The sequence below is a fragment of the Tolypothrix sp. VBCCA 56010 genome, assembly GCF_050875635.1.
Lineage (GTDB): Bacteria > Cyanobacteriota > Cyanobacteriia > Cyanobacteriales > Nostocaceae > Hassallia.
The window spans coordinates 1-21716 of sequence record NZ_JBPAOH010000129.1 but is presented as its reverse complement, the minus strand read 5'-3'; the positions used below and the strand labels follow the sequence as shown (position 1 = coordinate 21716).

The following is a 21716-nucleotide window of genomic DNA, read 5'->3' as shown; positions in this document are numbered from 1 at the left end:
TCAGGTCTTCCACAAGTTCTTGCTGTGGAGATAGTGATTCTTGGTTGGCAACGATAATTTCACAGCCAACAGAAATTGCTAATTCCTGAATAAACTCAAAAGCGAATCGGCATAGCCTATCTTTATGCGCTACAACCAGCACTTTAGTTTCACCTTTAAGCATTGACATGATGATGGCTAAAAACTTTTTACGCTTAAAGTTTAGTCCGCCTCCGATTTCCGAAACCCATTCATTTACTGCTAATCCTCTTCCCAGGCAGAATACCTCCATTGCAGTAACTTGATTTTTTAAATCAGGCTTTTGTGCGTTTGACGATACTCGACAATAAACTACGACTTTTCTGTTAGCCTCTAAGGGGTTTAATCCTTTGGCAATCAATAAATCATCTTCGGTGTAATAACGATGATCGGAAAGTGTTCTCTTGGCTGGCAACCTGCCTGACACATCCCAGCGTTGAAGCGTTTTGACTGAGACTCCAATCTTTTTTGCAAATTCGTTTGGCTTATACATATATCACTCATAGACCAGCTATGACTATGAGTGTACAGCTTTGTCTAGGTTATTGGCGACTTAGGACAAACTCCTAAATCTAGTGCTTGCAAACTCTCAAAAGCTGCTTCGCGAATCATGACTTCTTCTTCCCGACTAATTAAAAGTCGCAAGCATTCGATAATATTTTGCTTTACAGAAGAGTCAATACGGTTATTGTTAACGAATTTGGTGAGCCGACGTAGGGCAATCAGACGCTTGAGGGGGTCTTGTTCTGTCAAGGTGAGCAATAATCGATCTAGTTGTTCTTCTTCTCGAATGCTGTAAAAGCTGACGATTTGCCACACTAATAAAATTATAGTTAATAGTGTCCCCAAAGCTTGCAAAATTGCACCCGCAGCAATCCAACGACTGTTGGAGTCAACCCAAATAGTAGCAGCCATGTAAGTGCTGAAGGTAGCAATACCGCCACTTGTAACTGATAAAGCTAATCGGCGGTTGGGACTGTTAAATAATTTACGAATTTCTGACCAATGCGATCGCCAATCCCACCGCTGCATTGAGTAGACTAACACCATTATCCCAATGCCGACAATAATTGCCAACAGCAGTTTCCAGTTCCACAAAAGCATCGCAATCACAATTGTCAAAAACCCTAAATATCCTCCAGGTTCTCGGTATAATTTAAAATTTGGTTGCTTTGTGGCTCTTTCTGTCTTGAATAAAAGCGACCACTTTGCTGTTAAGTTGAGCAATTGCTGCCAAGAAGATGAAGCCTGTGCCACAGTGTTTACCTAAGGGAATTACAAGATTGCCTAATATATCAGTTTTCACTGATATCTGGGGTCTAGTTCACAATCAATATACTCTACAAGGATACCTGTGGTTAGTATAATATAACGATTTTGTCAAGGAGTTTTTATTTTGTTTTAAAAACAGAAACTAAAGTCATCAATGATGAATTGACCATCAAAAGTGCTGAAGGTAATGCGGTGGATGTCATTCGCTGTTAAAGATAATAACGTGCTGGGGGGCAGCGCCGAGTCAGAGTTGGCAAGATTAGCTGCTGGTAGTGCTGTTTGGGTGAGTAGTTGGTTGTGGCGATCGTAAGCGCAAAGTACTAACCGCTGCGAACTTGTGACAAACGTACTAACCCAGTGGACAGGACGCAAGAAAGTAGCTTCTAAAAATCCGCTTTTGGGCGACCCCATCAACACTGTCACCCCCGAATGAGTGGGAAATGCTGGGTTTGAGGGTTGTATTGCGATAGAATTATGAAATATGACACCCCAGCGCTCATATTGTCGCTCCACAGCCTCAAAGCATTTCAAATCTTCTAAATTCAAACAAATACAAGTAGGTACAGCTGCCTGTTCAGAGTCAATATCTATTTGATTTTGACTCTTGCAAGCTGAATCTATTGTTTCTTTTTCAACACTTACGTAGTTTCCACGTAAAAATTTACGGTCTTCCGCAGTTGGTACTTTATTCGATTGAAGAGTAGCCTCCTTTATCATGACGCCCCGCTTTACCATTGCTTAGAGAATAATTTAGTTACTAGCTACATCGGATTGATTATTTATCGATGCAGAACTAGAGTTATTAAGTGATATTAATGAACACTCCGAGTATTCTTGACGCTCAAAACTATCGGTAATGTTTCTGATAGAATACCATAAATAATTTATCAAGTACCTCAGTCCTAAGTGATACTCGCTACAGCAAGAAAACCGCTAGTGACAATATCTTCGAGCAAAAATCTGGAGATGAAGTGAAAAAAAAATCACAAAGTCTTTACAAGTAAAGCAGTAGTTTTACATTTACTTAATCAGACGCAGATGAAGGAAGAGGGGAATGCGTCGGGGATAAGAGGGGAAAAGGGGAAAGGAAAAAAGCGGAAAATCTGAGCGGAGGTTTTCTCCGATCAGACTTTTTCAAGACAGGGAAAAGGTACGGTTAGAAAATATAAGTGAATAATTTCAAATAACTCTATATTTCTTTACATGAGTCTTTTTACCTCTCCTGAGTAAGAAGTTCTAAAGTTCTCTGTTCGTCGATGATAAGAATAGTGAGAATTTTAAACTCCACACCCTAAGTGTTGGGGACAGATGAAGCAACTGTCATTGGCGTTTAGCAACTATAACAGAAAACACAAAACACGTATGTTTCAGCCATTGGGATTTGAGCAACGCTCCGTAAATACCTCATTAGGTAGAATTGCATATTATACTGCCGTCGGTTCGCCTTATGAGGATGAGGTAACTGCCCCCACAAAAAAGGAAACTTTAGTGTTTCTACATGCTTTTGGTGGTGGTTCTTCTGCATATGAGTGGTCAAAAGTTTATCCTGCTTTTGCTGCCGAGTATAGAATAATAGCACCAGACTTAATCGGATGGGGTAAATCTGAGCATCCGGCGCGAAATTATAAGATTGATGATTATACAACGACGATTCGGGAGTTTTTAGAGCAGACTTGTACAGAAGCGGTGACAGTAATTGCTTCTTCGCTGACAGCGGCGTTTACAATTCGAGTAGCGATCGCTCATCCTGATTTATTCAAGTCGCTGATTCTCACTTTACCAGCCGGACTTTCTGACTTTGGCGAAAATTACTCTGGCAGTATTTTTGCCCAGATTGTCAGCATTCCCATTCTTGATCGCTTGCTGTATACTACAGGAATTGCTACCAAAGACGGTATTCGCAATTTCTTAGAACAACGGCAATTTGCCGATTCTAGTCGCGTCTACGAGGAAATTGTCGAAGCTTATTTAGAATCAGCGCGTCAGCCAAATGCTGAATATGCAGCCCTGTCTTTTGTACGCGGCGATTTGTGCTTTGATTTATCGCTTTATATTCAACAATTGACAACTCCCACGGCGATAATTTGGGGGCAAAAGTCGCAGTTTACTGGTCCAGAAATTGGTCGTCGTCTTGCCCAAATGAATCCGCAAGCGATTCGCGTTTTTCAAGAGTTGCAAAATGTCGGATTAACGCCACAGTTAGAATTGCCGGCGGTGACAATTGGTTTAATTCGGCGATTTTTGCCTTTGTTAAGTAGTTGATGAATATATAACAGTCCACAAGATCCAGAAGATCCCCAACTTCTCGCGAGAAGTCGGGGATCTGAATCTGTCCTACATTTTCAAAAATTGCCAGTTACTTGTCTTTCAATCTTAAATCGATAACAGTAGCATTAAAGTTGTAATTAAAGCCTTCTAACTCAAAAGGCATTCCGATTTTCACTTTACTGTTACCTAAAACTGGTCCATTTTCAGTGATATTCGCTTTGCCTTCTAAGGTTAAAAGCATATCTCGACTAAAATTGTTTGCTCTAGGGTCGGGCAATTCTTTGACAGAACCATCGGGTTGAGGAACACTTACGGTTCTAGGTATTTCTTGAATAGATTTAATCCCAATTTGACCGTAGGGTTGATTGCGGATAATAATGTTAGTTTTGCCGCCTTTTTTAAACCCTTTTTCGTATAACTGTTGCGGGTCGCGTAGATTCAATCCTCTAACAACTAAATCTACCTCTATAGGTACTGTTTTCGAGTTAATTTGAGCAACAGAACCCGAAGTTCCCGGAAAGACAAAGATGCCGAATATGACTAATAAAATTACCAGCGCGGCACCAAAATCGAGAAGGTTGATTTTACCGAATAAGCGACCTTTGGAATCTAAAAGAGCCATAAGCAGTTTTCAAGAGATACGGAATAATTGATTGTTGCAACGCCGTGTATAGTAGGGAACCGCTTACACTCGTTGCTTGTTATAAAAGCAGCTGGGATTCTCGGTCATGCGACAGTGTATCATAACGTGCCCAAAAGATGTGCAAAGCAAACAGAAAAGGATTTGTGGCAATTTTTAGTTGCTGTGAGAATAAAAGTGTAGGCTATTGTTGGCTTGCAGTCAGCCAGCCTTTTTGACTCATCTTTTGGGGCTGTACTCGCTCTTCGCGCACTTTGTTTAGTATTAAGTAAAATGCAACTTAGAATTGGGTAAATCCGTCCTATAGTTTTACGTTCTCCTAAAATACTCAGCTGTGCCGGATTATGATGAATTGGAAAGGCTTAGTAAATTACCGTTTTTGGCGACATCGCTTGATTTATCCGTTAATTTCGGTGGTAGTTGCCTTGAGTCTTTGCCTGAGTACACCTTTACCAGGGAAGGCTATAGATTTATTGCCTCTCATTTTCCAAGGTGCCCAGTTATTTCAGCTATCTAATATATCCGATCGCCAAGAAGTTGATCTTGGCAAACAGATTAATCAGCAATTACAAGGCAGTGATATTCGTCTTTATCGTAATTCACAAGTAAATAACTACGTCCGGCAAATTGGACAGCGTTTAGTAGCATATAGCGATCGCCCGGATATTCCCTATACTTTCCAGGTGGTTGATGATGACGGTATTAACGCTTTTGCGACAATGGGAGGCTTTGTCTATATCAACACCGGTACGATCAAAGCCGCAGCAAATGAAGCGGAATTGGCAAGTGTAATCGGTCATGAAATGGGACACATCGGTGGAAAACACGCACTCAAACAGATGCGGCAAAAAGCACTCGAAAGCGGACTGTTAACAGCAGCAGGTTTAGATCGAAATCAAGCGGTAGCCCTTGGTGTGCAAGTAGCGAGAAACCTTCCGCGCAGTCGTCAAAATGAATTTGATGCCGATCAAAGAGGATTAAGAACTTTGACACGCGCTGGTTATGCACAGTCGGCGATGCCTGCTTTTATGCAAAAGTTGGTATCAAAGAGTTCTACACCAGCGTTTTTGAGTACGCACCCGGCAACAGGCGATCGCATTGAAGCCCTCAAACGTGCCATTAACTCTCAACCTAGCAATCGCGGTGGAGGATTGGATGGTGCAGCTTATAAAGCAAATATTCGACCTTTATAGAGTTAATACTCTCCCTAATCCCCCTTGTCCCCCTTGTCCCCCTTGTCCCCCTAATCCCCCCCTCCCCTTGTCTCCAATTTCCGCCGGATTGATGTTCGTCACAGCTTCTTCTAAGGGCAGAGTGCGAACACAAAGTTGGTTGACGTTGACTTGATAAACTAAGTTATTAGTAATGTCGAGTCCCGTCAACCAGCCACTGCGCTGATGATAAGCTCCTGTATCTATATCTAACCATCCAGCTCCTTGTGCCAGTTTACCGGGCGCAACGCCAGGTAAAGTAAAAGTGATGGTGTGACCGACAATAATCAGTTTATCTGCAAAGTAGGGCTTTTTCATGCTGTGAAATGCATCTCGCACCCAGCAAAGCTGATCGGCTGTTTGTTTTGCCAAAGGAATTAACGGATCAATACCAGCATGAGATAACCAAACATCTCCTAAGTCCAGATATGTAGGCAAACTTAGCAACCATTCAAGATGATCGTGAGGAATTATCGCTTCTTGATAACTGGCTACAGTGGCTCGTCCCCCACAGTCAAGCCATGCTTGCATAATTTCGGGGGTGATGCATCTCGAAGTAAGAATATTTAACAACATCTGCTCGTGATTGCCAAGCAGACAGTGATAGCGATTTTCTTTAACAAAATTTACTACTTGGCAACTCTGAGGTCCGCGATCAATTAAGTCTCCGAGAAAATACACTTGATCGTCTGAGTCCGGGGCGATCGCCTGCAATAATATCATTAAAGCATCATAGTGACCATGCACATCCCCAATTACAATCCGGCGGTGCTTGATTTCACTCATCGGTTTTTGGCTTGAATAAGTTTGCTCAATTAGGCTACAGTTTTACCTAAATCAATTTCGGATTCACAAGTAAAAAATACTTCATATATTTTATTTTTATTTAATTAAAATTAGTAAATACGGTTGAGGAGCGATCGCGTGTGGAAAATATACATATAAAGCGATCGGCGAACATTTCCACTTTTCGCAAGCACTACATCTAGAGTACTTAGCTAGCAGTTTAAATTGTATAAAAAATAACTATAAATTTCCCAAAGAATAGTCAAAAGCGCAAAAATAATTGTAAGTCACATTATACAGTAGCGGTAATTCATGAATTACCGCTACTTACGACACGGTGTCAGATATTCTCATTTTTGACTAAATTACATTCCCAGTAGATTAGGATACTGTTGGTCATTGTTTAGTTTAGAATCCCATTAGCATCAACAAGGAGTCAAGCTATGTCTGAACAGTTCTCTACTGAAATTAGCTCACGCATTTGCAATTCCCTTGAACGAGGATCATGCTGATGCTATAGTTCTTTACGCTCAGGCTTTTGGTGGGTTAGCGGATGCGACAGCAGCACAAATGCTGGCAATTGATGCTCAAGGTATGGATTTGAAAGCTCAAGTGAATGGAGAAGCTGTACCAGTTCGCATTCAATTCGACCATATCTTAGCAAATGCGGAAGATGCTCATTATACCTTGATTGACATGGTGAAGCAAGCGCGGGTTAAAAAAAAGTAATATAACGCGATCGCGTTAAACAAAGTATGTATAAAATTCGGTTTGTTGATTTATTTTCCGGAATTGGGGGAATTAGATTAGCTTTTGAACAAGCTGCTAATTCTTTAAATATCAAAACCGAATGCGTATTAAGTAGCGAAATTAATCCAGATGCTCAATTAGTATATGACAAAAACTTTCAACACAAGCCTTTAGGTGACATTCACCTGATAGATAAACTACCAGAACATGAGTTTTTATTAGCTGGCTTTCCTTGTCAGTCTTTTTCTCATGCTGGCAAAAAAGAAGGATTTGGAGATACGAGAGGAACGTTATTCTTTGAAATTACCAGATTACTCGATACATATCAACCACAAGCTTTTCTGTTTGAAAATGTGCGGGGACTTTATAGCCATGATAGCGGTAATACTTTAGCAACAATTAAGCATGGAATTCAAAAGAGAGGTTACAGCTTTGATGCTTTTTTGCTCAATAGTGCTAACTTTGGTTTACCGCAAAACCGCGTCCGAGTTTATCTATTAGCAATTTTAAATGCTTCTCCTAAGTTTGACTTAAATTCTGATGTTGGTTTTAAAGATTCTCACTCCTACAACACCCAACAGCTATCTTTATTTTACCCGTTGAACAAATCTGTTACTGTTGCCGATATTTTAGAAGATAATCCAGATGTCAAGTATGATTGCTCGGTAGAATTTGTCAATGCTTTAAAACAAATCTACAATCAAGATTTAAATCGATTGCATGGAGTGCGATTAATTGATTATCGTGGAGGAAATTCAATTCATTCGTGGGAATTAGGATTGCGTGGTAAATGTAGTGTAGATGAAATTGATTTAATGAACCGTTTTATTTTAAAAAGACGGAATAAAGAATTTGGTCACGAACAAGATGGTAAGTTATTAACTAAGGAGCAAATAGCTAGTTTTTTTGAGCATCCTAATTTAGAAGAGATATTAGATTCGCTGGTTGCTAAGAAATATCTCAAGATTATTAACGATAAATATAAACCTGTATTTGGCAACTTTTCTTTTGAGGTTTATAAGTTTGTCGATCTAAGTAAAATTTCTGTAACAGTTGTTGCTAGCGATGCCAATCGGTTAGGAGTGTATCATAATAACAGAGTGCGACGACTGACTAAGCGCGAAGTTGCACGTTTACAAGGTTTTCCGGATAGCTTTATATTGCATCCCAATGATGATAAAGCTTACTATCAATTGGGAAATTCTGTGAGCATTAATGTACTCAAAGCTGTGGCTGAAGAGTTGATTAGGAAAACATTATATAATGCTCAACAACGAAGAAATAAAGTTGAGCGATCGCTTTCCATATTACACTAATTCTACTTCACAAATATTCATGCGATGGCAAGCTTTGTTTCAACCTGAGGAATTACCAAACTGTTTGCACATGGGAATAGTTAAGAATCTTAGCATCACAAGTTACCAAAGCAATTTCGTACCGTCTTGCAATCACAACTAGAATCCTATCTGCTGGATCTTTGTGAAAATTACCTGGTAATTGCGTACTGGCAATAGCATCTAGGGAAGACAAAGGTTCAATCACAATGCCAGAATGTACCTGTGCTAACTCATACCATTTATCAATTGGTAATGGTAAGTTTAATTTTCCAATGCTAGATTTAACTGCTATTTCCCATACTGAAATCGCTGATACCAGCAAGCCATTTTTTGGTTCTTCTATATTAATTACAGCTTGTGCTTGACTGGATTATTGACTAGGATCGTGGAGTAGCCATAGCCAAACATGGGTATCTAACAAAATCATTCACCCAACATTTCCCAAAATTCTGGCATGGGTTCATCAAAATCTTCGGCAATTTTAATCGGCATTCCCCGTAATGGATAATTTGCTGTGTACAAAGGTTTTATATCACAAGGAATAATACGAGCAACAGGTATCCCATTGCGGGTAATTACAATTTCGCTTTGAGTCGCTGTCACCTCATCAAATAACGCTGTAAGGCTACTATCTGCTTCTTGAATCTCAAGGTGCTTCATCTTGATATTTCAGCTTGTGCAACTTCCAAGGTAATTGTGGCTTTGATCATCAGTCTTACCTTATAGTCTTACTTAACAATCATACTATCATTCATGCAGAAAAGCGCTCATTCTGTTTGCAATAACCAAAATCCGGTATAAGTCATTCCCGAATCATCAGGTTGAACTAACAAAAAATGCAACCCTTTACTTTGTTGTTTGCGCTGTTCAAAATTTTGAGCAGATGCGGCAACTTCTCGATCAAAAAAGGTCGCGACAATGAATCTATCTACCAAACCAGCTTCTAATATTAAGCCATCCGGGGCACCAGCAATGTAAGAAAGGGATACAGGAGAAGCTTGTTCTAACCACCGTGCCAAACGCATCGATTGCCTTCCACCATAGATTACCACACCTGGGACGGGTAGTGTTGAGGCTAAACCGAGATTAATTGGTTTGAGATATTCTGGCATATGTAAAATGGGAATTGGGCGATCGCTAAATGCTTCTTCCACATCCGCAGCACTCAAAGTAGCAAAACGCCATTTTTCACCCCAGAGGTTTTCTGGTAATGGTGTTGGGGGTGGTTTATCCAGCGCTAAAGGATGTTGTTCTTGCAACCACTGCTTTAGTGCGAAAGTGCGTCTAGTTGGTTCAACATTTATTCCCAAATTGCGCCCAGCTGCTTCAATTAAACTTAAAGATTGAGGACGAAATACCTGAATTTTATCTGGTAATTGTCCACCAGCCGCTAATTTAATTTGCGAAGCAACCCAACTAGAATTCGCTTCTGACTGAAGACAGCTAGCTTGATATTCAAAGCTGCGAGTTGCGTCACAAATCAACAACTGCCAAAATGCATCCGCTTGGGGACGACGATAAAAATCAGCTTGCCAAATACGCATTTTATCTAGGAACATAGTAAGATTAAATTCCCTTAAATCCAATCTTGTTTTCTATTGTTTGCTTTTCTTGTTTAGGAGAAGATTGACGCAAAATGCCAACTTGACTTAAAAATATGCCAAATAAAATCACGCTACCGCCAATATATTGAGCCGAGGAAGGAACTTCGCCTAAAATTAAATAAGCTGCCAAGATGCCGATAATGGGGGTAAACGAGCTAGCTAAAGAAGCCATAGAGACGCTACAAGCTCTCAATCCCCTAATCCAAAATGACTGACCGACTACAACAATCACCACACCATAAACAAACATCCATCGCCACAAAAATGGTGAGAATGCATTCATAAAATGGTCACTGCCATATAATACTAAAGCGGAGCCGAAAAATATTAAAGTTCCTAAAGCGGTACGAAAAATACTGTAAATTCCTGCGGGTATCTGGGAAAGCTGTTTTTTGCTAATAATTGTCGAGACAGCTAAAGCTACACCTCCAACCGCAGCCAGAAGTTCTCCAATACCGATGTGGAAACCTCCCACATTCATCATCATCGCATTTTCTGGAGGCTGAAGGGCGATAGTTAGTATAACGCCAACAAACGCAGCGATCGCTCCCACAACTTCCCAAAGGTTTACTCGTTCCTTCAACAACCAAACAGATAAAGCTAAAATCAAAGGTGGTTCTAAACGTCCAACTAAAACGACATTGTTAACTTGAGTTAACGCCAATGCCTGAAAAATTAAACCAGGGGCAAGCGCTCCAGATAGAATTGTTACTATCGTCAGATTAAACCAATTAGAAGCAGAAACTTGCTTCAAAGCTGCTTTGTTCCACTCTCGCCAATAAATTGCTGTGAGAACTATCAAAGCGCAGAGATTTCCTACGAATAAAACATTACAAAGAGAAATTGGATTGCTACCCCCTATAAAGTTCTGGGCACCAATTTCTGTTATCTTCCGCGTCACTGCGCTAGATGCGCCAAAAATCAAAATGGCTAGCCAGAGATAAATTTGTCCTGGAATTCTCAAGCTTTGACGATGGGAGCTTTTCAGTTTGGTCATAATAATACCACTGCAATGAAATTACCATTAACAATACTAGACTTCGGTGATGAAGTCAGGCTGAGGTGGATCTGAGAAAATCCTGAAAATAAATAGCGATCGCCACTCATCAAATATTAATTATCCCGCAAAGCATACCCCACACCGCGCACCGTATAAATCAAGCGTTTTTCATTTTTTTCCTCGAGTTTGAGGCGCAAATAACGAATGTAAACTTCGATAATATTAGAATCACCCATAAAGTCATAACCCCAAACTTTCTCTAGAATTTGGTCTCTAGTAAACACTTGACGGGGATGGGAAAGAAGATATTCTAATAAGTCAAATTCTTTTGCTGTTAGTTCAATTGCTCGTTTACCCCGAAACACTTCACGAGTGCGACGATTTAAACTCAAGTCTTCAAATTGTAACAAAATTGTCCGCAATGCTTGCGAGGCTGTCTCACCAGGAGATGTCGTCAAATGCGAAGTAGATTGTTCTGACGGCGGTCAAGTCTGCATTCATGTCTGCAATGGCGGCGAACCAATTCCCCCAGAAGTTATTTCAAAACTCACTCAGCCGTTTTTCAAGGGCAAAATCTAGCGGTACAGGCTTAGGGCTGGCGATTACTAAACGCATTGTCAATGCTCATGGTGGGGAATTATTTATTCAGTCTGAGGTGGTAAATGGTACGAGGGTGAGTGTAAAATTGCCTGTTGTTAGTTAGGGGGCATTGGGCAATGGGCAATGGGCATGGGGCATTGGGCGTTGGTATAAAAGTCGCTTTTTTTCAGCAGAAAATTTAAAATAATTATATGATTAACCCCCGTCAACTAGCTTTTATTGCTTTGCGAGAGGTTCACAAGGGGGCTTATGCTGATGTTGCCCTCGATAGAGTGCTGCAAAAAGTTAAATTGAGCGATTGCCAATCTTATGAAGAGTTGAGCGATCGCCGTTTGCTGACAGACTTAGTTTATGGCTGCACTAGAAGGCAACGCACTCTTGATGCTCTGATCGACCAACTCGGCAAAAAGAAATCCCATCAACAACCTGCATACCTCCGCACCATTCTACATCTAGGTTTATATCAACTGCGCTATTTAGAGCGAATTCCGCCATCAGCTGCTGTTAATACCACTGTCCAACTAGCCAAAGATAATGGCTTTTCTGGACTGACAGGTTTTGTTAATGGTCTGTTGCGAGAGTATATCAGAAGAGGAGAGGGGGAGAGGGAGAGGGGGGGACAAGGGGACAAGGGGACAAGGGGACAAGGAGGACAAGGGAGACAAGGGAGACAAGGGGACAATTCTTTCTCCCCCTCCCCCCATCCCCCCCTCTCCCCATCTCCCCACTTCCCCTTACAATTGCCAGAAAATCCGGTGGAATGCTTGGGTATTTTGCACAGCTTTCCTGATTGGATTATTGAAGTGTGGTTGAAACAGTTTGGTTTCGCAGAAACAGAAAAATTATGCGAATGGATGAACCAGACACCAGTTATTGACTTGCGGGTAAATCTTCTTCGCGCTTCGGTTGAGGAAGTTGAAACGGCTTTGCAATCAGTCGTAGGGGCAGGGTTATCCTGCCCTTACAAGCGCGTTTCTCACTTACCCCAAGCTTTGCGATTGATTGGTAGTACTGGTGCTATTCAAAATTTACCTGGTTTTAGCGAGGGTTGGTGGACTGTACAAGATAGTAGCGCTCAGTTGGTAAGTCATTTGCTCGACCCGCAACCAAATGAGGTAATAATTGATGCTTGTGCTGCACCGGGAGGAAAAACAACGCACATTGCGGAATTGATGGGGGATAAAGGAACAATTTGGGCAGGCGATCGCACTACCTCACGTCTTCGCAAACTCAAGGAAAATGCTCAACGCCTAAATTTGCACTCTATTCAAATTTATACTGGCGACAGCCGCAATCAACCCCAATTTCAAAACATCGGCGATCGCGTGTTACTTGATGCACCATGCTCTGGTTTAGGAACTCTCCACCGTCACGCTGATGCTCGTTGGCGACAAACACCAGAGTCTGTTCAACAACTCTCGGCACTGCAAAAAGAATTCTTAGCGCATACATCAACATTTGTCAAGACTAATGGCATATTAGTTTACGCAACATGTACATTGCATCCAGCAGAAAATGAAGATGTCATTGAGTCCTTTTTAGCATCGCATCCAAATTGGCAAATAGAGCCTCCTGAGGTAGATTCACCAGCCGCTACGTATTCTACACCACAAGGTTGGATTAAAGTATTGCCTCAGAAACAAGAAATGGATGGCTTTTTCATGGTGCGCTTAAGAAAAACCAATGATTAAAGGTGAACGCTGTTTGTGATTTTAATATTAGTCAAGGGCTAAGAGACAACAGTTATGAGTTAAAAGTTAAGAGTTAGGAGTTGTAGAGACAAAGACCGATCGCGTCTGTCAAGAGTGAAAAACCTTTGAACAAATGAAAAATCAAAGAGCGAAAATTAAATTACCAAGGACAAAGCAATGGCTGCTAATTCCAGTGTGAAAAACTTAGTTAAAATCCTGATTGGAGCGGCTTGGATTGATGGTAGAATTCAAGCAGAAGAACGGCAATATCTGCGCGAAATAGCTCAAGCAAAAGGTTTAGCAAGCGATCCAGATATTAAGCCTTGGTTGTACGAATTGGTTCCCGTGCAGCCAGACGAGTGCTACAAGTGGGTGAAAGATTATTTAGGCGATCGCCCCACCAACGAAGATTATGAAAGATTGATTGAAGCCATCAGTGGCTTGATTTACAGCGATAATGAAGTCGCGGTCGAAGAAGCAAGACTGCTAACGAAGTTACAACAATTATCTATGGCAAATGATTCGACTCAACCCGGTCATAATGCCATTCTCAAACAAATTCAGAAACTTTATAGACGTTGGGTTGAGGTTCAGAACTAAAGTCACGCATTCAAAAGTCAAGAGTCCATAGTCAATAGTCAACAGTTAAATTTTGACTATTGACTATTGACCATTTAAGACTTCGGTTCACCCACACCCGGAGTTTCTTCTTTTTTAACTTCAGGTATAACGTCAGGACGCTGTTTGCTTTCCCAACCGGGGGGACGCTTAGAGTTGTACCAAGCGATCGAACCAATCGTGACGGCAGCAATAAAACCAGCCACATATACCAAAGTGGCAGATACGGGAAAATGGGGAGCGTTTGCAGCTGCGTCCGCTGCTGTTTGCATTAATAAATGCACGAGTATTTTCTCCTATTGTCGGCAACACTACTTAAGACCGTACAAAAAGAGCGTATCACACGCATCCCCCGTAGGGGAGAGGGAGGGGAGAGGGGGAGACAAGGGGACAGGGGGACAAGGGGGACAGGGGGACAGGGGGACAATGATAATAATTCTTTACCCCCATCTCCTCCTCTTTTTGTCTCCCTTGTCCCCCCCTCTCCTTGTCTCCTTGTCTCCTTGTCTCCTTGTCTCCCGATCAATTTCCTTCGGAAGATCCGCTCGGTCTGAGTCTATCCCGCCAAGACTGACTTGGTGCGGAATTTGACGATGACGAGCCAGACGATCTGCGGTTTGACTCTGGTGCAGAGGTGCGAGTTCTTCTCGGTGAGGAAGAAGAAGAGGAATCTGATTCTACTCGTCTGTATCGACGCCGTGGACGAGATGATTCTGAGGAAGAATTGTTATAAGAAGAATTTGATTCTTCACTTCTGTAGCGACGCCGCCTTCTGGGTGAAGGTGTATCATCGTTTTGTTGCTGATAGCGTCTTCGGCTGCGTCTTGGGGTGTCGTCTTGTTGTTGCTGCTGATTTTCTTGAGAATAGCTTCTGTATCTGCGTCTTCTGGATGGGCGATCGCTATTATCAGAATTATCAGAGTTATCAGAACTTACTCGTTGACGTCGCCTTCTATTATTATTGTCAGAATCATCATCCGAGTTATCCTCCGATTCGCGAATAGGACGATTAACAATTCGGTTCGCTTTAACGCGCAGCGCTTTGATAGTGCCTTTACGACCTTCTAACTTAGGTCGAGAGGGAAACTTTTCTACCGGCATTCCTTTTACAGCTACTTCCATAAATTCATGCCAAGTGGAAGCAGCGCTACCACTGCTACCCCAAGTAGGTTTGTTATCGTCGTTACCCAGCCAAACTCCTGTGACTAATTGGGGAATATAACCAATAAACCACAAATCGCGGGCTTCATCGGAAGTACCTGTTTTCCCAGCTACGGGTCGATCTAATTGGGCAGCGCGACCGGTACCATCTTCTACTACACTCCGCAGCATCCAGGTCATGATAGCATTACTCTCAGGGTCGAGAGCTTGCACCGACTGGTAACTAGCTTTCCATATTTCTTTGCCTTGACGGTTGAGGATGCGGCTAATCCCGTGAGCTTCTGTATGTAACCCAAGATTTGCAAAAGTGCCGTAAGCGCTGGTTAATTCCAACAAATTCACTTCATTAGAACCAAGAGCCAAAGAATAAGTCGGTTTAAGTGGAGATTTAATCCCCATATCATGAGCTAGTTTAATTGTTGGCTCAAATCCGACATCGATCAACACCTTCACCGCAATAATATTAATTGAGTTGGTGAGAGCATCTCTCAAGTTCATCCAACCGCGAAAGCTTTCGCTGTAGTTTTTCGGCTCGTAGCCATCGACTACAAAAGGTGAATCCTCATAGCCATCATAAGGATTTTTCCCTGTGGCGATCGCCGTCGCATAAACAAATCCCTTAAATGTTGAACCAGGTTGACGCTGTGCCTGGGTAACGCGGTTAAATTGATACTTGCCAAAATCTTTTCCGCCAACCATTGCCTTAACTTCACCGGTACGCGGGTCAATGGCAACCATTGCCGCTTGCTTAAAGTTTTCCCAGCGTCCTTCATTTCGCAATATTTTAGCAACTGCTTCTTCTGCGGCTTTTTGCCAAGTTGGGTTAATAGTAGTTTCTACCACTAAACCGCCACCCGCCAGCACATCCGGAGAAACATACTTCGGCAATTCTTTCTGAATGTAGGTGGTAAAATAGGGTGCTTCTACTTGCAATCGCTTCGGCAAACTGCTTTTCAGATTTATTGGTTCAGTACTTGCTGCTTGCCTTTCGGCGGCAGTAATAAAACCATCTTCTTGCATCCGCTGCAATACCAGATTTCGCCGTTGTTTCGCGGCTTCGGGATTGCGATCTGGGGAGTATACGCTTGGTGCTGGGGCTAATCCGGCAATTGTTGCCATTTCTGGCAGCGTCAGTTGATCTACTGTCTTGCTGTAGTATACCCAAGCCGCATCGCCAACTCCGTAAGCTCCCGAACCCAAATAAACCAGATTCAAATAACGTTCGAGAATTTGGTCTTTGGATAATTCCCGCTCCATTTTTTGTGCGAGTCGGACTTCTTTGAGCTTACGCAAAACTGTCTTTTCTTGTTTGAGAAAGAGAATTCGCGCTAGCTGTTGGGTGATGGTGCTACCACCTTCTACCACGTCTTGCGATCGCAAGTTATTCAAAACCGCTCTGACAATTCCCCGAGCATCGACTCCATGATGTTGCCTAAACCTTCTATCCTCTGAGGCAATAAAAGCTTTTTTCAGCTTATCGGGAATTTGATTTAATTGCAGTTCTTCTCTGGTCGCTTCTCCTTGCTGTTGCAAAATAGTACCATCACTCGCTTTGATGGTCAGTGTTTGCTCGCGGATAACGACGTTCAGTTCAGATTTATCCGGCAAAGTGCGATCTATTGACCACACAGTATGAGTGATACCTACGATTCCACCACTCACACCCAAGCCTAACCAAAACAATGGACGACGATAAAGCGGTTTATTGCTACCGGGAAGTTTAGCAATGATTCCAGATGATACACTTTTCACCTGGCTCAGTAACTGCTTTACCTTTGCCAACTTGCTTGGGGAAGTTTCATTTGTAGACTCCTCGCTGGGGTTTTGATTACCTTCAGGTATCAAATCGTGAGAGGATTCTTCGGTATTATTGCCGTGAGGCAATCCCGGTTTCTCTGTGTTTGTGTTACTCAATTTAGTTGATCGTTCCTTGAACCAGGATGTAAACTTCGCCACGTCATTTCCTCGCCCAAAGTAGTTACAAATTAACCACGATGAAAAAAATGGGATTAGCGCACCTCGTTTGTGTTAGTATAATATCTCATAAATAATTAACTGAATTCATAACGAAAGAATGTTTTTTTGATAATTGGTGTATTGCGCTGGTTAACTGTATACACCAATTAACAGTATTGTTCGCGCCTTAATAAGATTCATGAACACAAGTGCGATCGCTCTCGGTAGCAATCTGGGCGATAGAAGTTCAATTTTAACAGCCGCTGTCGAAACTTTAGCGCAAACACCAGGTATTATCCTCGAAGTTACATCAAGTTGGTATCAAACCAAAGCTGTAGGACCGCCACAACCAGATTACTTGAATGGCGCGGCGATTCTGCAAGTAGAAATGACACCGCAAGCGTTGTTAGCAACTTTGTTAGCGATTGAAACGAAATTTGGGCGTATTCGTACTCAACGCTGGGGAGCGCGATCGCTTGATTTGGATTTGTTATTATATGATGACTTAATTTTGGATACACCAGAACTGCAAATTCCCCATCCGAGAATGTGCGATCGAGCTTTCGTACTAGTACCCCTAGCAGAAATCGCCCCAAATTTAATTGACCCAGTTTCTCAACGTGAAATTAAAGAACTGGTTAAACAGGTAGACAGTTCTGATGTACATTTATGGATGGGCAATTAAAATTACCACCGATAAACGCAGAAAAAGCCTGAGCATGACAATTCATCTTGGGAATGATCTGTGTATTATTAGAGAATAGAAATTTACTATGCCATTAGGTAGAGAATTACCACAGCTGCTGAAACAACGTTTGTTGTTCAAAGGACGCAAGTTCAATTTTGAAGTCAATCGCTTGCGTTTACCCAACAAAGCGGAAGGAGAATGGGAGTGTATTCGTCACCCTGGTGGCGCTTTAGCCGTACCCGTAACCCCAGAAGGTAAACTTATACTCGTGCGTCAGTATCGCTTTGCAGTTCAAGGACGCATATTAGAATTTCCAGCGGGTACAGTCGAACCAGGTGAAGAACCTCAAGAGACGATTCGGCGCGAAATTGAAGAAGAAACTGGCTATCGTGCTAATAAATGGGAAAAACTAGGAGAATTTTTTATCGCTCCCGGTTATTCAGATGAAATTATTTATGCTTTTCTAGCGCAAGATTTAGAAAAGCTGGATACACCCCCAGAACAAGAGGAAGACGAAGATATCGAAACAGTCTTTTTCACCCCCGAAGAACTAGAAGAAGCTATTCTCGATGGTCAAGCTATAGATGCTAAATCGATTTCTAGCTTTATGCTAGCACGTCCATTTTTAGTTTAGTTAGTCGATAGTGGATAGTGGATGGTGGATGGTGGATAGTGGCAAAGAATAAATAACTAACAATTAACAACTAACAAATAACCACTATCCACTAACCACTAACAACCAACAACTAACAACTAATAACAAATTATGTTACTAGAATTAGCGATTGGGGATGCTTACGGTGCAGGTTTTGAGTATGCTGATGAAATGATAGCTCTCAACGATTTGAGTCGATATATAAAACATCCCCGTCTTCGACTCATTCCGGGTAGCTACACCGACGATACACAGATGAGCATTGCGATCGCAGAAGTGATAATTGCTCAACAAGCTTGGACAGCAGAGAATTTAGCTAATAGCTTCGTCACGGCTTTTAAACGTGACCCCAGAGAAGGTTACTCTGGCAGCTTCTACCATTTTTTAGTACAAATCAACGATGGGGAAGAGTTTTTAACAAAAATTCGCCCCGATAGTGATAAAAGCGGTGCAGCTATGCGTGCTGCACCAATTGGCATCTATCCTACGGTAGAAAAAGTCATTGAAGCCGCAACAATTCAAGCGGCAATTACCCACAATACACCAGATGGAATTAATGCAGCGATCGCAGCTGCTTTGATGTCACATTACTTTATTTATCGCCTGGGAGCAAAACGCAAATTAGGACAATTTTTAGAAGGTTATGTCTCTGGTGAATGGTCAAAACCGTGGCAAGGTAAAGTTAAGTCAAAGGGCTGGATGAGTGTTAGAGCCGCAATTACAGCTGTGATGAGAAATGACAGCATGAGCGAACTTTTACAAGATTGTATCGCCTTTACGGGAGATGTAGATACAGTAGCGGCGATCGCACTTGCAGCGGGTTCATGCAGCGAAGAAATTAGCCAAGACTTGCCAAACCATCTCATCGCGACTTTGGAAAATAATTCTTATGGTAAAGATTATCTTATCAACTTAGACAAACAATTGATGAGCTTTTCGTAGTGAGCGCTTCAGCGCTCAAGATGAGCGGTAAACCGCTCACTACGAAATTAACCTTAACTAGCTTCAGCAGCTGCGTAAACGCTGACTTTTTTGCGGGTTTTGCCCTTTCTCTCAAACGTTACCACGCCATCAATTAAGGCAAACAAAGTGTCATCGCTACCGATACCAACGTTGTTACCTGGGTGAAATTTCCTGCCACGCTGACGTACTAGAATGTTACCAGCGCGGACAGTTTCACTACCGAAGCGCTTTACACCTAGACGTTGAGCATTAGAGTCACGTCCGTTACGTGTACTACCTGTTCCTTTCTTATGAGCCATAATTTCCTCTTTTGTAGTGGGGAATGGGTAATGGGTAATGGGTAATGGGTAATGGAAAATGGGGAATGGAAAAAACGCTTTCCGAATTACCAATGACGCCAGGTGCTTCAAGCCGGGAAACCCTTGCGGCAGTCGCTCATGGGGGAAACCCCCAAGACCGCGCTGCCTTACCAACGCACTGGCTCCCCAATGCCCAATGCCCAATGCCCAATTCCCTTATATATTATTCAACAACAGTTGCTTCAACCGGTGTTGCTTCTTCTTCTTGAGTTTCAGCGGTTGCAGCTTCTGGTGCAGTAAATACCGTACCATTCAAGTTGATAGAATCAATCATCAGCCTAGTGACTTCTTGCCGATGTCCGCGCTTTTTGCGGGTTTTCTTTTTCGGCTTCATCTTGTAGACTAGAACTTTGCGATCGCGAAAATTTCGCACCACTGTTCCTTCTACAGTTGCCCCCGTCACTAACGGCTGTCCAATAGTAACTTCACCATCGTGCTGCACTAACAGCACTGCATCTATAGTAACTTTCTCTTCCGCTTCCAGATGAAGTAGTTCAATATCGTAAAAGCGACCTGGTTCAACTCTTAGTTGCTTGCCGCCAGTTTCAATGATTGCGTAAGTCATGGAATAATTATCCTTGAAGATGCCGTACAGGTAGCTGGCTTTCATCTCTTGGGGAGTAGCGATAAACCGCATGAATCCAGCTTTTGCTGTGTATCTACCTGATCCGAGCAGGAATTAGACAGCCAACTTATCATTATATCTATACACTATGGCTAAGTCAAGAAAAATTTTAACAGAGCAAATCTCTATTAATTTAACTTGCTTTGCGAAATCTTCATTTTTGAGTGTGTAGCTATTAAAGACACAGAACAACACCATAAATTCTGAGCAGCATTACCCGTTGCTCAGTTTTTTTATCGCACTCTGAAAACTGATGAGTTAGGATGGCTGTATTTTATTCAACTCACTATGAAAAGAATCGAAGTTGAACAAAGAGCGATTTTTATAGGTTTGGCTGGTAGCCACGGCTATGGTTTAAATCGTCCGAGTTCAGACTATGATTATCGGGGGGTGTTTATTGCACCCAAAAGATATTATTTAGGCTTTGACCGCATTGAACAAAAAGATGGTGGTTGGGATGAACCAGGAATCTTTCCGTTTTTGGATCAAAACAAAGATACCGTTATCTACGAATTAAGAAAAATCATTCAGTTATTATCGGGAGCGAATCCCAACGTTTTAGAATTGCTGTGGTTGAATGAATATCCTGTATTAACGAACGTAGGACAGCATTTAATTAACCACAAACAGCTATTTTTGAGCAAAAAGGTCAAGCATACTTATTCTGGTTACGCTTTTGCTCAAATCAAAAAAATGGAAAGTCATCGCAAGTGGTTGTTACATCCACCGCAAAATAAACCACTACCATCTGATTTTGGCATAGAAGCAGAAGCAACTCTCAGCAAGGATGAGTTAAATGCCTTTCTGGAATATCTTTATCTGTTAATTAGAGGAAGAATCGAGTTTTTAGAAGAAGCCGAACAATTATATCAGTTATTGACGGCTGATATCGACTTCAAAGGAGTGCTGAAACAATATACTTTACCCGATGAGACTTTAGACTATACACAAAACTTAACAAATAGCCGCAAAGATTTTATTCGCTTGCTTCAAAAAAGCCAAAGTTACCAAGTAGCTTTAAGAGAATGGAAAGCTTACTTATCCTGGCAGGAAAATAGAAATCCCGCTAGAGCCGAAATGGAAAAAAAGTCAGGTTTTGACCTCAAACATGGGATGCACTGCATTCGCTTGCTACGTAGTGGAGTAGAGATATTACGTACAGGAGAAGTGATTGTAGATAGGCAAATAGCAGGTGATGCGGAAGATTTAAGAGCAATTCTCAATGGTGAGTATTCTTATGAGCAAGTAATGAAAATGGCAGAAGATTTAGTAGCTCAAATGGAAAGTGTTTACCAAGAATCAACTTTGCCACATAAACCTGACTTAGAGCAAATTAATGAATTGTGTATGGAATTAGTGGAAATGCAGGGGTGGTGACTGTTGGTTGTTGGTTGTTGGTTGATAGTTGTTGGTTGTTGGTTGTTGGTTGTTGGTTGTTGGTTGTTGGTTGTTGGTTGTTGGTTGTTGGTTGTTGGTTGTTGGTTGTTGGTTGTTGGTTGTTGGTTGTTGGTTGT

25 protein-coding genes and 2 pseudogenes are annotated in these 21716 nt (G+C 41.8%); 12 read left to right on the top strand and 15 right to left on the bottom strand.

All coding sequences use genetic code 11. From position 1 onward, the window contains the following. The 3 genes from AABK37_RS31055 to AABK37_RS31045 all read right to left on the bottom strand — a co-directional run. Positions 1-511, bottom strand: a 511-nt coding sequence (locus tag AABK37_RS31055) for an IS607 family transposase (protein WP_432555341.1), incomplete at its 3' end; no start/stop codon positions are given. A gap of 44 nt (positions 512-555) precedes the next feature. Continuing rightward, positions 556-1275, bottom strand: a complete 720-nt coding sequence (locus tag AABK37_RS31050) for an armadillo-type fold-containing protein (protein WP_432555340.1) — start codon at positions 1273-1275, stop codon at positions 556-558. 144 nt (positions 1276-1419) lie between these two features. Further along, on the bottom strand, positions 1420-2025 hold the full coding sequence (locus AABK37_RS31045; protein ID WP_432555339.1) for a hypothetical protein: 606 nt from the start codon (positions 2023-2025) through the stop codon (positions 1420-1422). Between the two features lie 627 nt (positions 2026-2652). On the opposite strand from AABK37_RS31045, the gene AABK37_RS31040 reads away from it, so the two are divergent. Then, the gene (locus AABK37_RS31040) at positions 2653-3552 is read left to right on the top strand and encodes an alpha/beta fold hydrolase (protein WP_432555343.1); all 900 of its coding nucleotides are present in this window, start codon (positions 2653-2655) and stop codon (positions 3550-3552) included. 94 nt (positions 3553-3646) lie between these two features. Here the strand turns inward: AABK37_RS31040 and AABK37_RS31035 are convergent, their stop codons facing one another. Beyond that, a complete protein-coding gene (locus tag AABK37_RS31035; RefSeq protein WP_432555338.1) occupies positions 3647-4180 on the bottom strand; it encodes a DUF4330 domain-containing protein in 534 nt (177 codons plus the stop codon). 362 nt (positions 4181-4542) lie between these two features. On the opposite strand from AABK37_RS31035, the gene AABK37_RS31030 reads away from it, so the two are divergent. After that, positions 4543-5391, top strand: coding sequence for a M48 family metallopeptidase (locus tag AABK37_RS31030; protein ID WP_432555337.1), 849 nt, complete (start codon positions 4543-4545; stop codon positions 5389-5391). Here the strand turns inward: AABK37_RS31030 and AABK37_RS31025 are convergent. Next, positions 5386-6195 carry a metallophosphoesterase family protein gene (locus AABK37_RS31025; RefSeq protein ID WP_432555336.1) on the bottom strand — a complete coding sequence of 270 codons (810 nt, stop codon included), beginning with the start codon at positions 6193-6195 and terminating at the stop codon, positions 5386-5388. The genes AABK37_RS31030 and AABK37_RS31025 overlap by 6 nt on opposite strands. A gap of 443 nt (positions 6196-6638) precedes the next feature. Between AABK37_RS31025 and AABK37_RS31020 the strand changes: the two are divergent. Together AABK37_RS31020 and dcm are read left to right on the top strand one after the other, a co-directional pair. After that, positions 6639-6924, top strand: a pseudogene (locus AABK37_RS31020) (DUF2470 domain-containing protein). Between the two features lie 26 nt (positions 6925-6950). Next, positions 6951-8261 carry a DNA (cytosine-5-)-methyltransferase gene (dcm, locus tag AABK37_RS31015; RefSeq protein WP_432555335.1) on the top strand — a complete coding sequence of 437 codons (1311 nt, stop codon included), beginning with the start codon at positions 6951-6953 and terminating at the stop codon, positions 8259-8261. Between the two features lie 52 nt (positions 8262-8313). Here the strand turns inward: dcm and AABK37_RS31010 are convergent, their stop codons facing one another. From AABK37_RS31010 to AABK37_RS30990, 5 genes and pseudogenes are all read right to left on the bottom strand, one after another. Continuing rightward, entirely contained in the window at positions 8314-8625 is a 312-nt protein-coding gene (locus AABK37_RS31010; protein WP_432555342.1) for a type II toxin-antitoxin system VapC family toxin, read from the bottom strand. A gap of 80 nt (positions 8626-8705) precedes the next feature. Beyond that, a complete protein-coding gene (locus AABK37_RS31005; protein WP_432555334.1) occupies positions 8706-8942 on the bottom strand; it encodes a type II toxin-antitoxin system Phd/YefM family antitoxin in 237 nt (78 codons plus the stop codon). A 107-nt stretch (positions 8943-9049) separates the two neighbouring features. Next, positions 9050-9826 carry a Tab2/Atab2 family RNA-binding protein gene (locus AABK37_RS31000; protein ID WP_432555333.1) on the bottom strand — a complete coding sequence of 259 codons (777 nt, stop codon included), beginning with the start codon at positions 9824-9826 and terminating at the stop codon, positions 9050-9052. Positions 9827-9848: 22 nt separating this feature from the next. After that, positions 9849-10883, bottom strand: coding sequence for a DMT family transporter (locus tag AABK37_RS30995; protein WP_432555332.1), 1035 nt, complete (start codon positions 10881-10883; stop codon positions 9849-9851). A 116-nt stretch (positions 10884-10999) separates the two neighbouring features. Then, a pseudogene (locus AABK37_RS30990) lies at positions 11000-11296 on the bottom strand (winged helix-turn-helix domain-containing protein); the annotation flags it as partial. A gap of 98 nt (positions 11297-11394) precedes the next feature. Between AABK37_RS30990 and AABK37_RS30985 the strand changes: the two are divergent. From AABK37_RS30985 to AABK37_RS30975, 3 genes are all read left to right on the top strand, one after another. Further along, a complete protein-coding gene (locus tag AABK37_RS30985) occupies positions 11395-11589 on the top strand; it encodes an ATP-binding protein (RefSeq protein ID WP_432555331.1) in 195 nt (64 codons plus the stop codon). Between the two features lie 88 nt (positions 11590-11677). Further along, positions 11678-13177 carry a 16S rRNA (cytosine(967)-C(5))-methyltransferase gene (locus AABK37_RS30980; RefSeq protein WP_432555330.1) on the top strand — a complete coding sequence of 500 codons (1500 nt, stop codon included), beginning with the start codon at positions 11678-11680 and terminating at the stop codon, positions 13175-13177. A gap of 177 nt (positions 13178-13354) precedes the next feature. Beyond that, positions 13355-13777 carry a TerB family tellurite resistance protein gene (locus AABK37_RS30975; RefSeq protein ID WP_432555329.1) on the top strand — a complete coding sequence of 141 codons (423 nt, stop codon included), beginning with the start codon at positions 13355-13357 and terminating at the stop codon, positions 13775-13777. A gap of 74 nt (positions 13778-13851) precedes the next feature. Here the strand turns inward: AABK37_RS30975 and psb35 are convergent, their stop codons facing one another. Genes psb35 through AABK37_RS30960 form a run of 3 tightly spaced genes read right to left on the bottom strand, consistent with a single transcriptional unit; the run spans position 13852 to position 16912 of the window. Further along, complete coding sequence (gene psb35 / locus AABK37_RS30970; RefSeq protein ID WP_432555328.1) at positions 13852-14079, bottom strand: photosystem II assembly protein Psb35; 228 nt, start codon at positions 14077-14079, stop codon at positions 13852-13854. Continuing rightward, positions 14067-14321: a hypothetical protein gene (locus AABK37_RS30965; protein ID WP_432555327.1), complete on the bottom strand. Its 255-nt coding sequence runs from the start codon at positions 14319-14321 to the stop codon at positions 14067-14069. Before AABK37_RS30965 ends, psb35 begins: the two co-directional genes overlap by 13 nt. Then, on the bottom strand, positions 14318-16912 hold the full coding sequence (locus tag AABK37_RS30960) for a transglycosylase domain-containing protein (RefSeq protein WP_432555326.1): 2595 nt from the start codon (positions 16910-16912) through the stop codon (positions 14318-14320). The genes AABK37_RS30965 and AABK37_RS30960 overlap by 4 nt, the downstream gene beginning before the upstream one ends. Before the next feature lie 199 nt (positions 16913-17111). Between AABK37_RS30960 and folK the strand changes: the two genes are divergently transcribed. From folK to AABK37_RS30945, 3 genes are all read left to right on the top strand, one after another. After that, positions 17112-17597, top strand: a complete 486-nt coding sequence (gene folK / locus AABK37_RS30955) for a 2-amino-4-hydroxy-6-hydroxymethyldihydropteridine diphosphokinase (protein ID WP_432555325.1) — start codon at positions 17112-17114, stop codon at positions 17595-17597. 88 nt (positions 17598-17685) lie between these two features. Next, positions 17686-18234, top strand: coding sequence for an NUDIX hydrolase (locus AABK37_RS30950; RefSeq protein WP_432555324.1), 549 nt, complete (start codon positions 17686-17688; stop codon positions 18232-18234). Between the two features lie 132 nt (positions 18235-18366). Then, a complete protein-coding gene (locus tag AABK37_RS30945) occupies positions 18367-19197 on the top strand; it encodes an ADP-ribosylglycohydrolase family protein (RefSeq protein WP_432555323.1) in 831 nt (276 codons plus the stop codon). Between the two features lie 53 nt (positions 19198-19250). Here the strand turns inward: AABK37_RS30945 and rpmA are convergent, their stop codons facing one another. Further along, positions 19251-19517 (bottom strand): 50S ribosomal protein L27, encoded by a 267-nt coding sequence (gene rpmA, locus AABK37_RS30940; protein ID WP_089125358.1) that lies wholly within the window; start codon positions 19515-19517, stop codon positions 19251-19253. Between the two features lie 44 nt (positions 19518-19561). Here rpmA and AABK37_RS30935 point away from each other — a divergent pair, with 44 nt between their 5' ends. Then, positions 19562-19786, top strand: coding sequence for a hypothetical protein (locus tag AABK37_RS30935; RefSeq protein ID WP_432555322.1), 225 nt, complete (start codon positions 19562-19564; stop codon positions 19784-19786). Here the strand turns inward: AABK37_RS30935 and rplU are convergent. Further along, a complete protein-coding gene (gene rplU, locus AABK37_RS30930; RefSeq protein ID WP_432555321.1) occupies positions 19741-20142 on the bottom strand; it encodes a 50S ribosomal protein L21 in 402 nt (133 codons plus the stop codon). The genes AABK37_RS30935 and rplU overlap by 46 nt on opposite strands. Before the next feature lie 348 nt (positions 20143-20490). Between rplU and AABK37_RS30925 the strand changes: the two genes are divergently transcribed. After that, positions 20491-21579, top strand: coding sequence for a nucleotidyltransferase domain-containing protein (locus AABK37_RS30925; protein ID WP_432555320.1), 1089 nt, complete (start codon positions 20491-20493; stop codon positions 21577-21579). Positions 21580-21716: the final 137 nt, after the last annotated feature.

Bases quoted from the DNA above. Each gene is read 5' to 3' on its own strand.
- AABK37_RS30985 (WP_432555331.1), top strand. From the start codon at position 11,395: ATGGCGGCGAACCAATTCCCCCAGAAGTTATTTCAAAACTCACTCAGC.
- AABK37_RS30935 (WP_432555322.1), top strand. From the start codon at position 19,562: ATGGGTAATGGAAAATGGGGAATGGAAAAAACGCTTTCCGAATTACCA.
- AABK37_RS31035 (WP_432555338.1), bottom strand. From the start codon at position 4,180: ATGGCTCTTTTAGATTCCAAAGGTCGCTTATTCGGTAAAATCAACCTT.
- AABK37_RS31030 (WP_432555337.1), top strand. From the start codon at position 4,543: ATGATGAATTGGAAAGGCTTAGTAAATTACCGTTTTTGGCGACATCGC.
- rplU (WP_432555321.1), bottom strand. From the start codon at position 20,142: ATGACTTACGCAATCATTGAAACTGGCGGCAAGCAACTAAGAGTTGAA.
- AABK37_RS31025 (WP_432555336.1), bottom strand. From the start codon at position 6,195: ATGAGTGAAATCAAGCACCGCCGGATTGTAATTGGGGATGTGCATGGT.
- AABK37_RS31045 (WP_432555339.1), bottom strand. From the start codon at position 2,025: ATGGTAAAGCGGGGCGTCATGATAAAGGAGGCTACTCTTCAATCGAAT.
- AABK37_RS31005 (WP_432555334.1), bottom strand. From the start codon at position 8,942: ATGAAGCACCTTGAGATTCAAGAAGCAGATAGTAGCCTTACAGCGTTA.
- dcm (WP_432555335.1), top strand. From the start codon at position 6,951: ATGTATAAAATTCGGTTTGTTGATTTATTTTCCGGAATTGGGGGAATT.
- AABK37_RS30975 (WP_432555329.1), top strand. From the start codon at position 13,355: ATGGCTGCTAATTCCAGTGTGAAAAACTTAGTTAAAATCCTGATTGGA.
- AABK37_RS30950 (WP_432555324.1), top strand. From the start codon at position 17,686: ATGCCATTAGGTAGAGAATTACCACAGCTGCTGAAACAACGTTTGTTG.
- AABK37_RS30995 (WP_432555332.1), bottom strand. From the start codon at position 10,883: ATGACCAAACTGAAAAGCTCCCATCGTCAAAGCTTGAGAATTCCAGGA.
- AABK37_RS31000 (WP_432555333.1), bottom strand. From the start codon at position 9,826: ATGCGTATTTGGCAAGCTGATTTTTATCGTCGTCCCCAAGCGGATGCA.
- AABK37_RS30980 (WP_432555330.1), top strand. From the start codon at position 11,678: ATGATTAACCCCCGTCAACTAGCTTTTATTGCTTTGCGAGAGGTTCAC.
- AABK37_RS30925 (WP_432555320.1), top strand. From the start codon at position 20,491: ATGAAAAGAATCGAAGTTGAACAAAGAGCGATTTTTATAGGTTTGGCT.
- rpmA (WP_089125358.1), bottom strand. From the start codon at position 19,517: ATGGCTCATAAGAAAGGAACAGGTAGTACACGTAACGGACGTGACTCT.
- AABK37_RS31040 (WP_432555343.1), top strand. From the start codon at position 2,653: ATGTTTCAGCCATTGGGATTTGAGCAACGCTCCGTAAATACCTCATTA.
- folK (WP_432555325.1), top strand. From the start codon at position 17,112: ATGAACACAAGTGCGATCGCTCTCGGTAGCAATCTGGGCGATAGAAGT.
- AABK37_RS30945 (WP_432555323.1), top strand. From the start codon at position 18,367: ATGTTACTAGAATTAGCGATTGGGGATGCTTACGGTGCAGGTTTTGAG.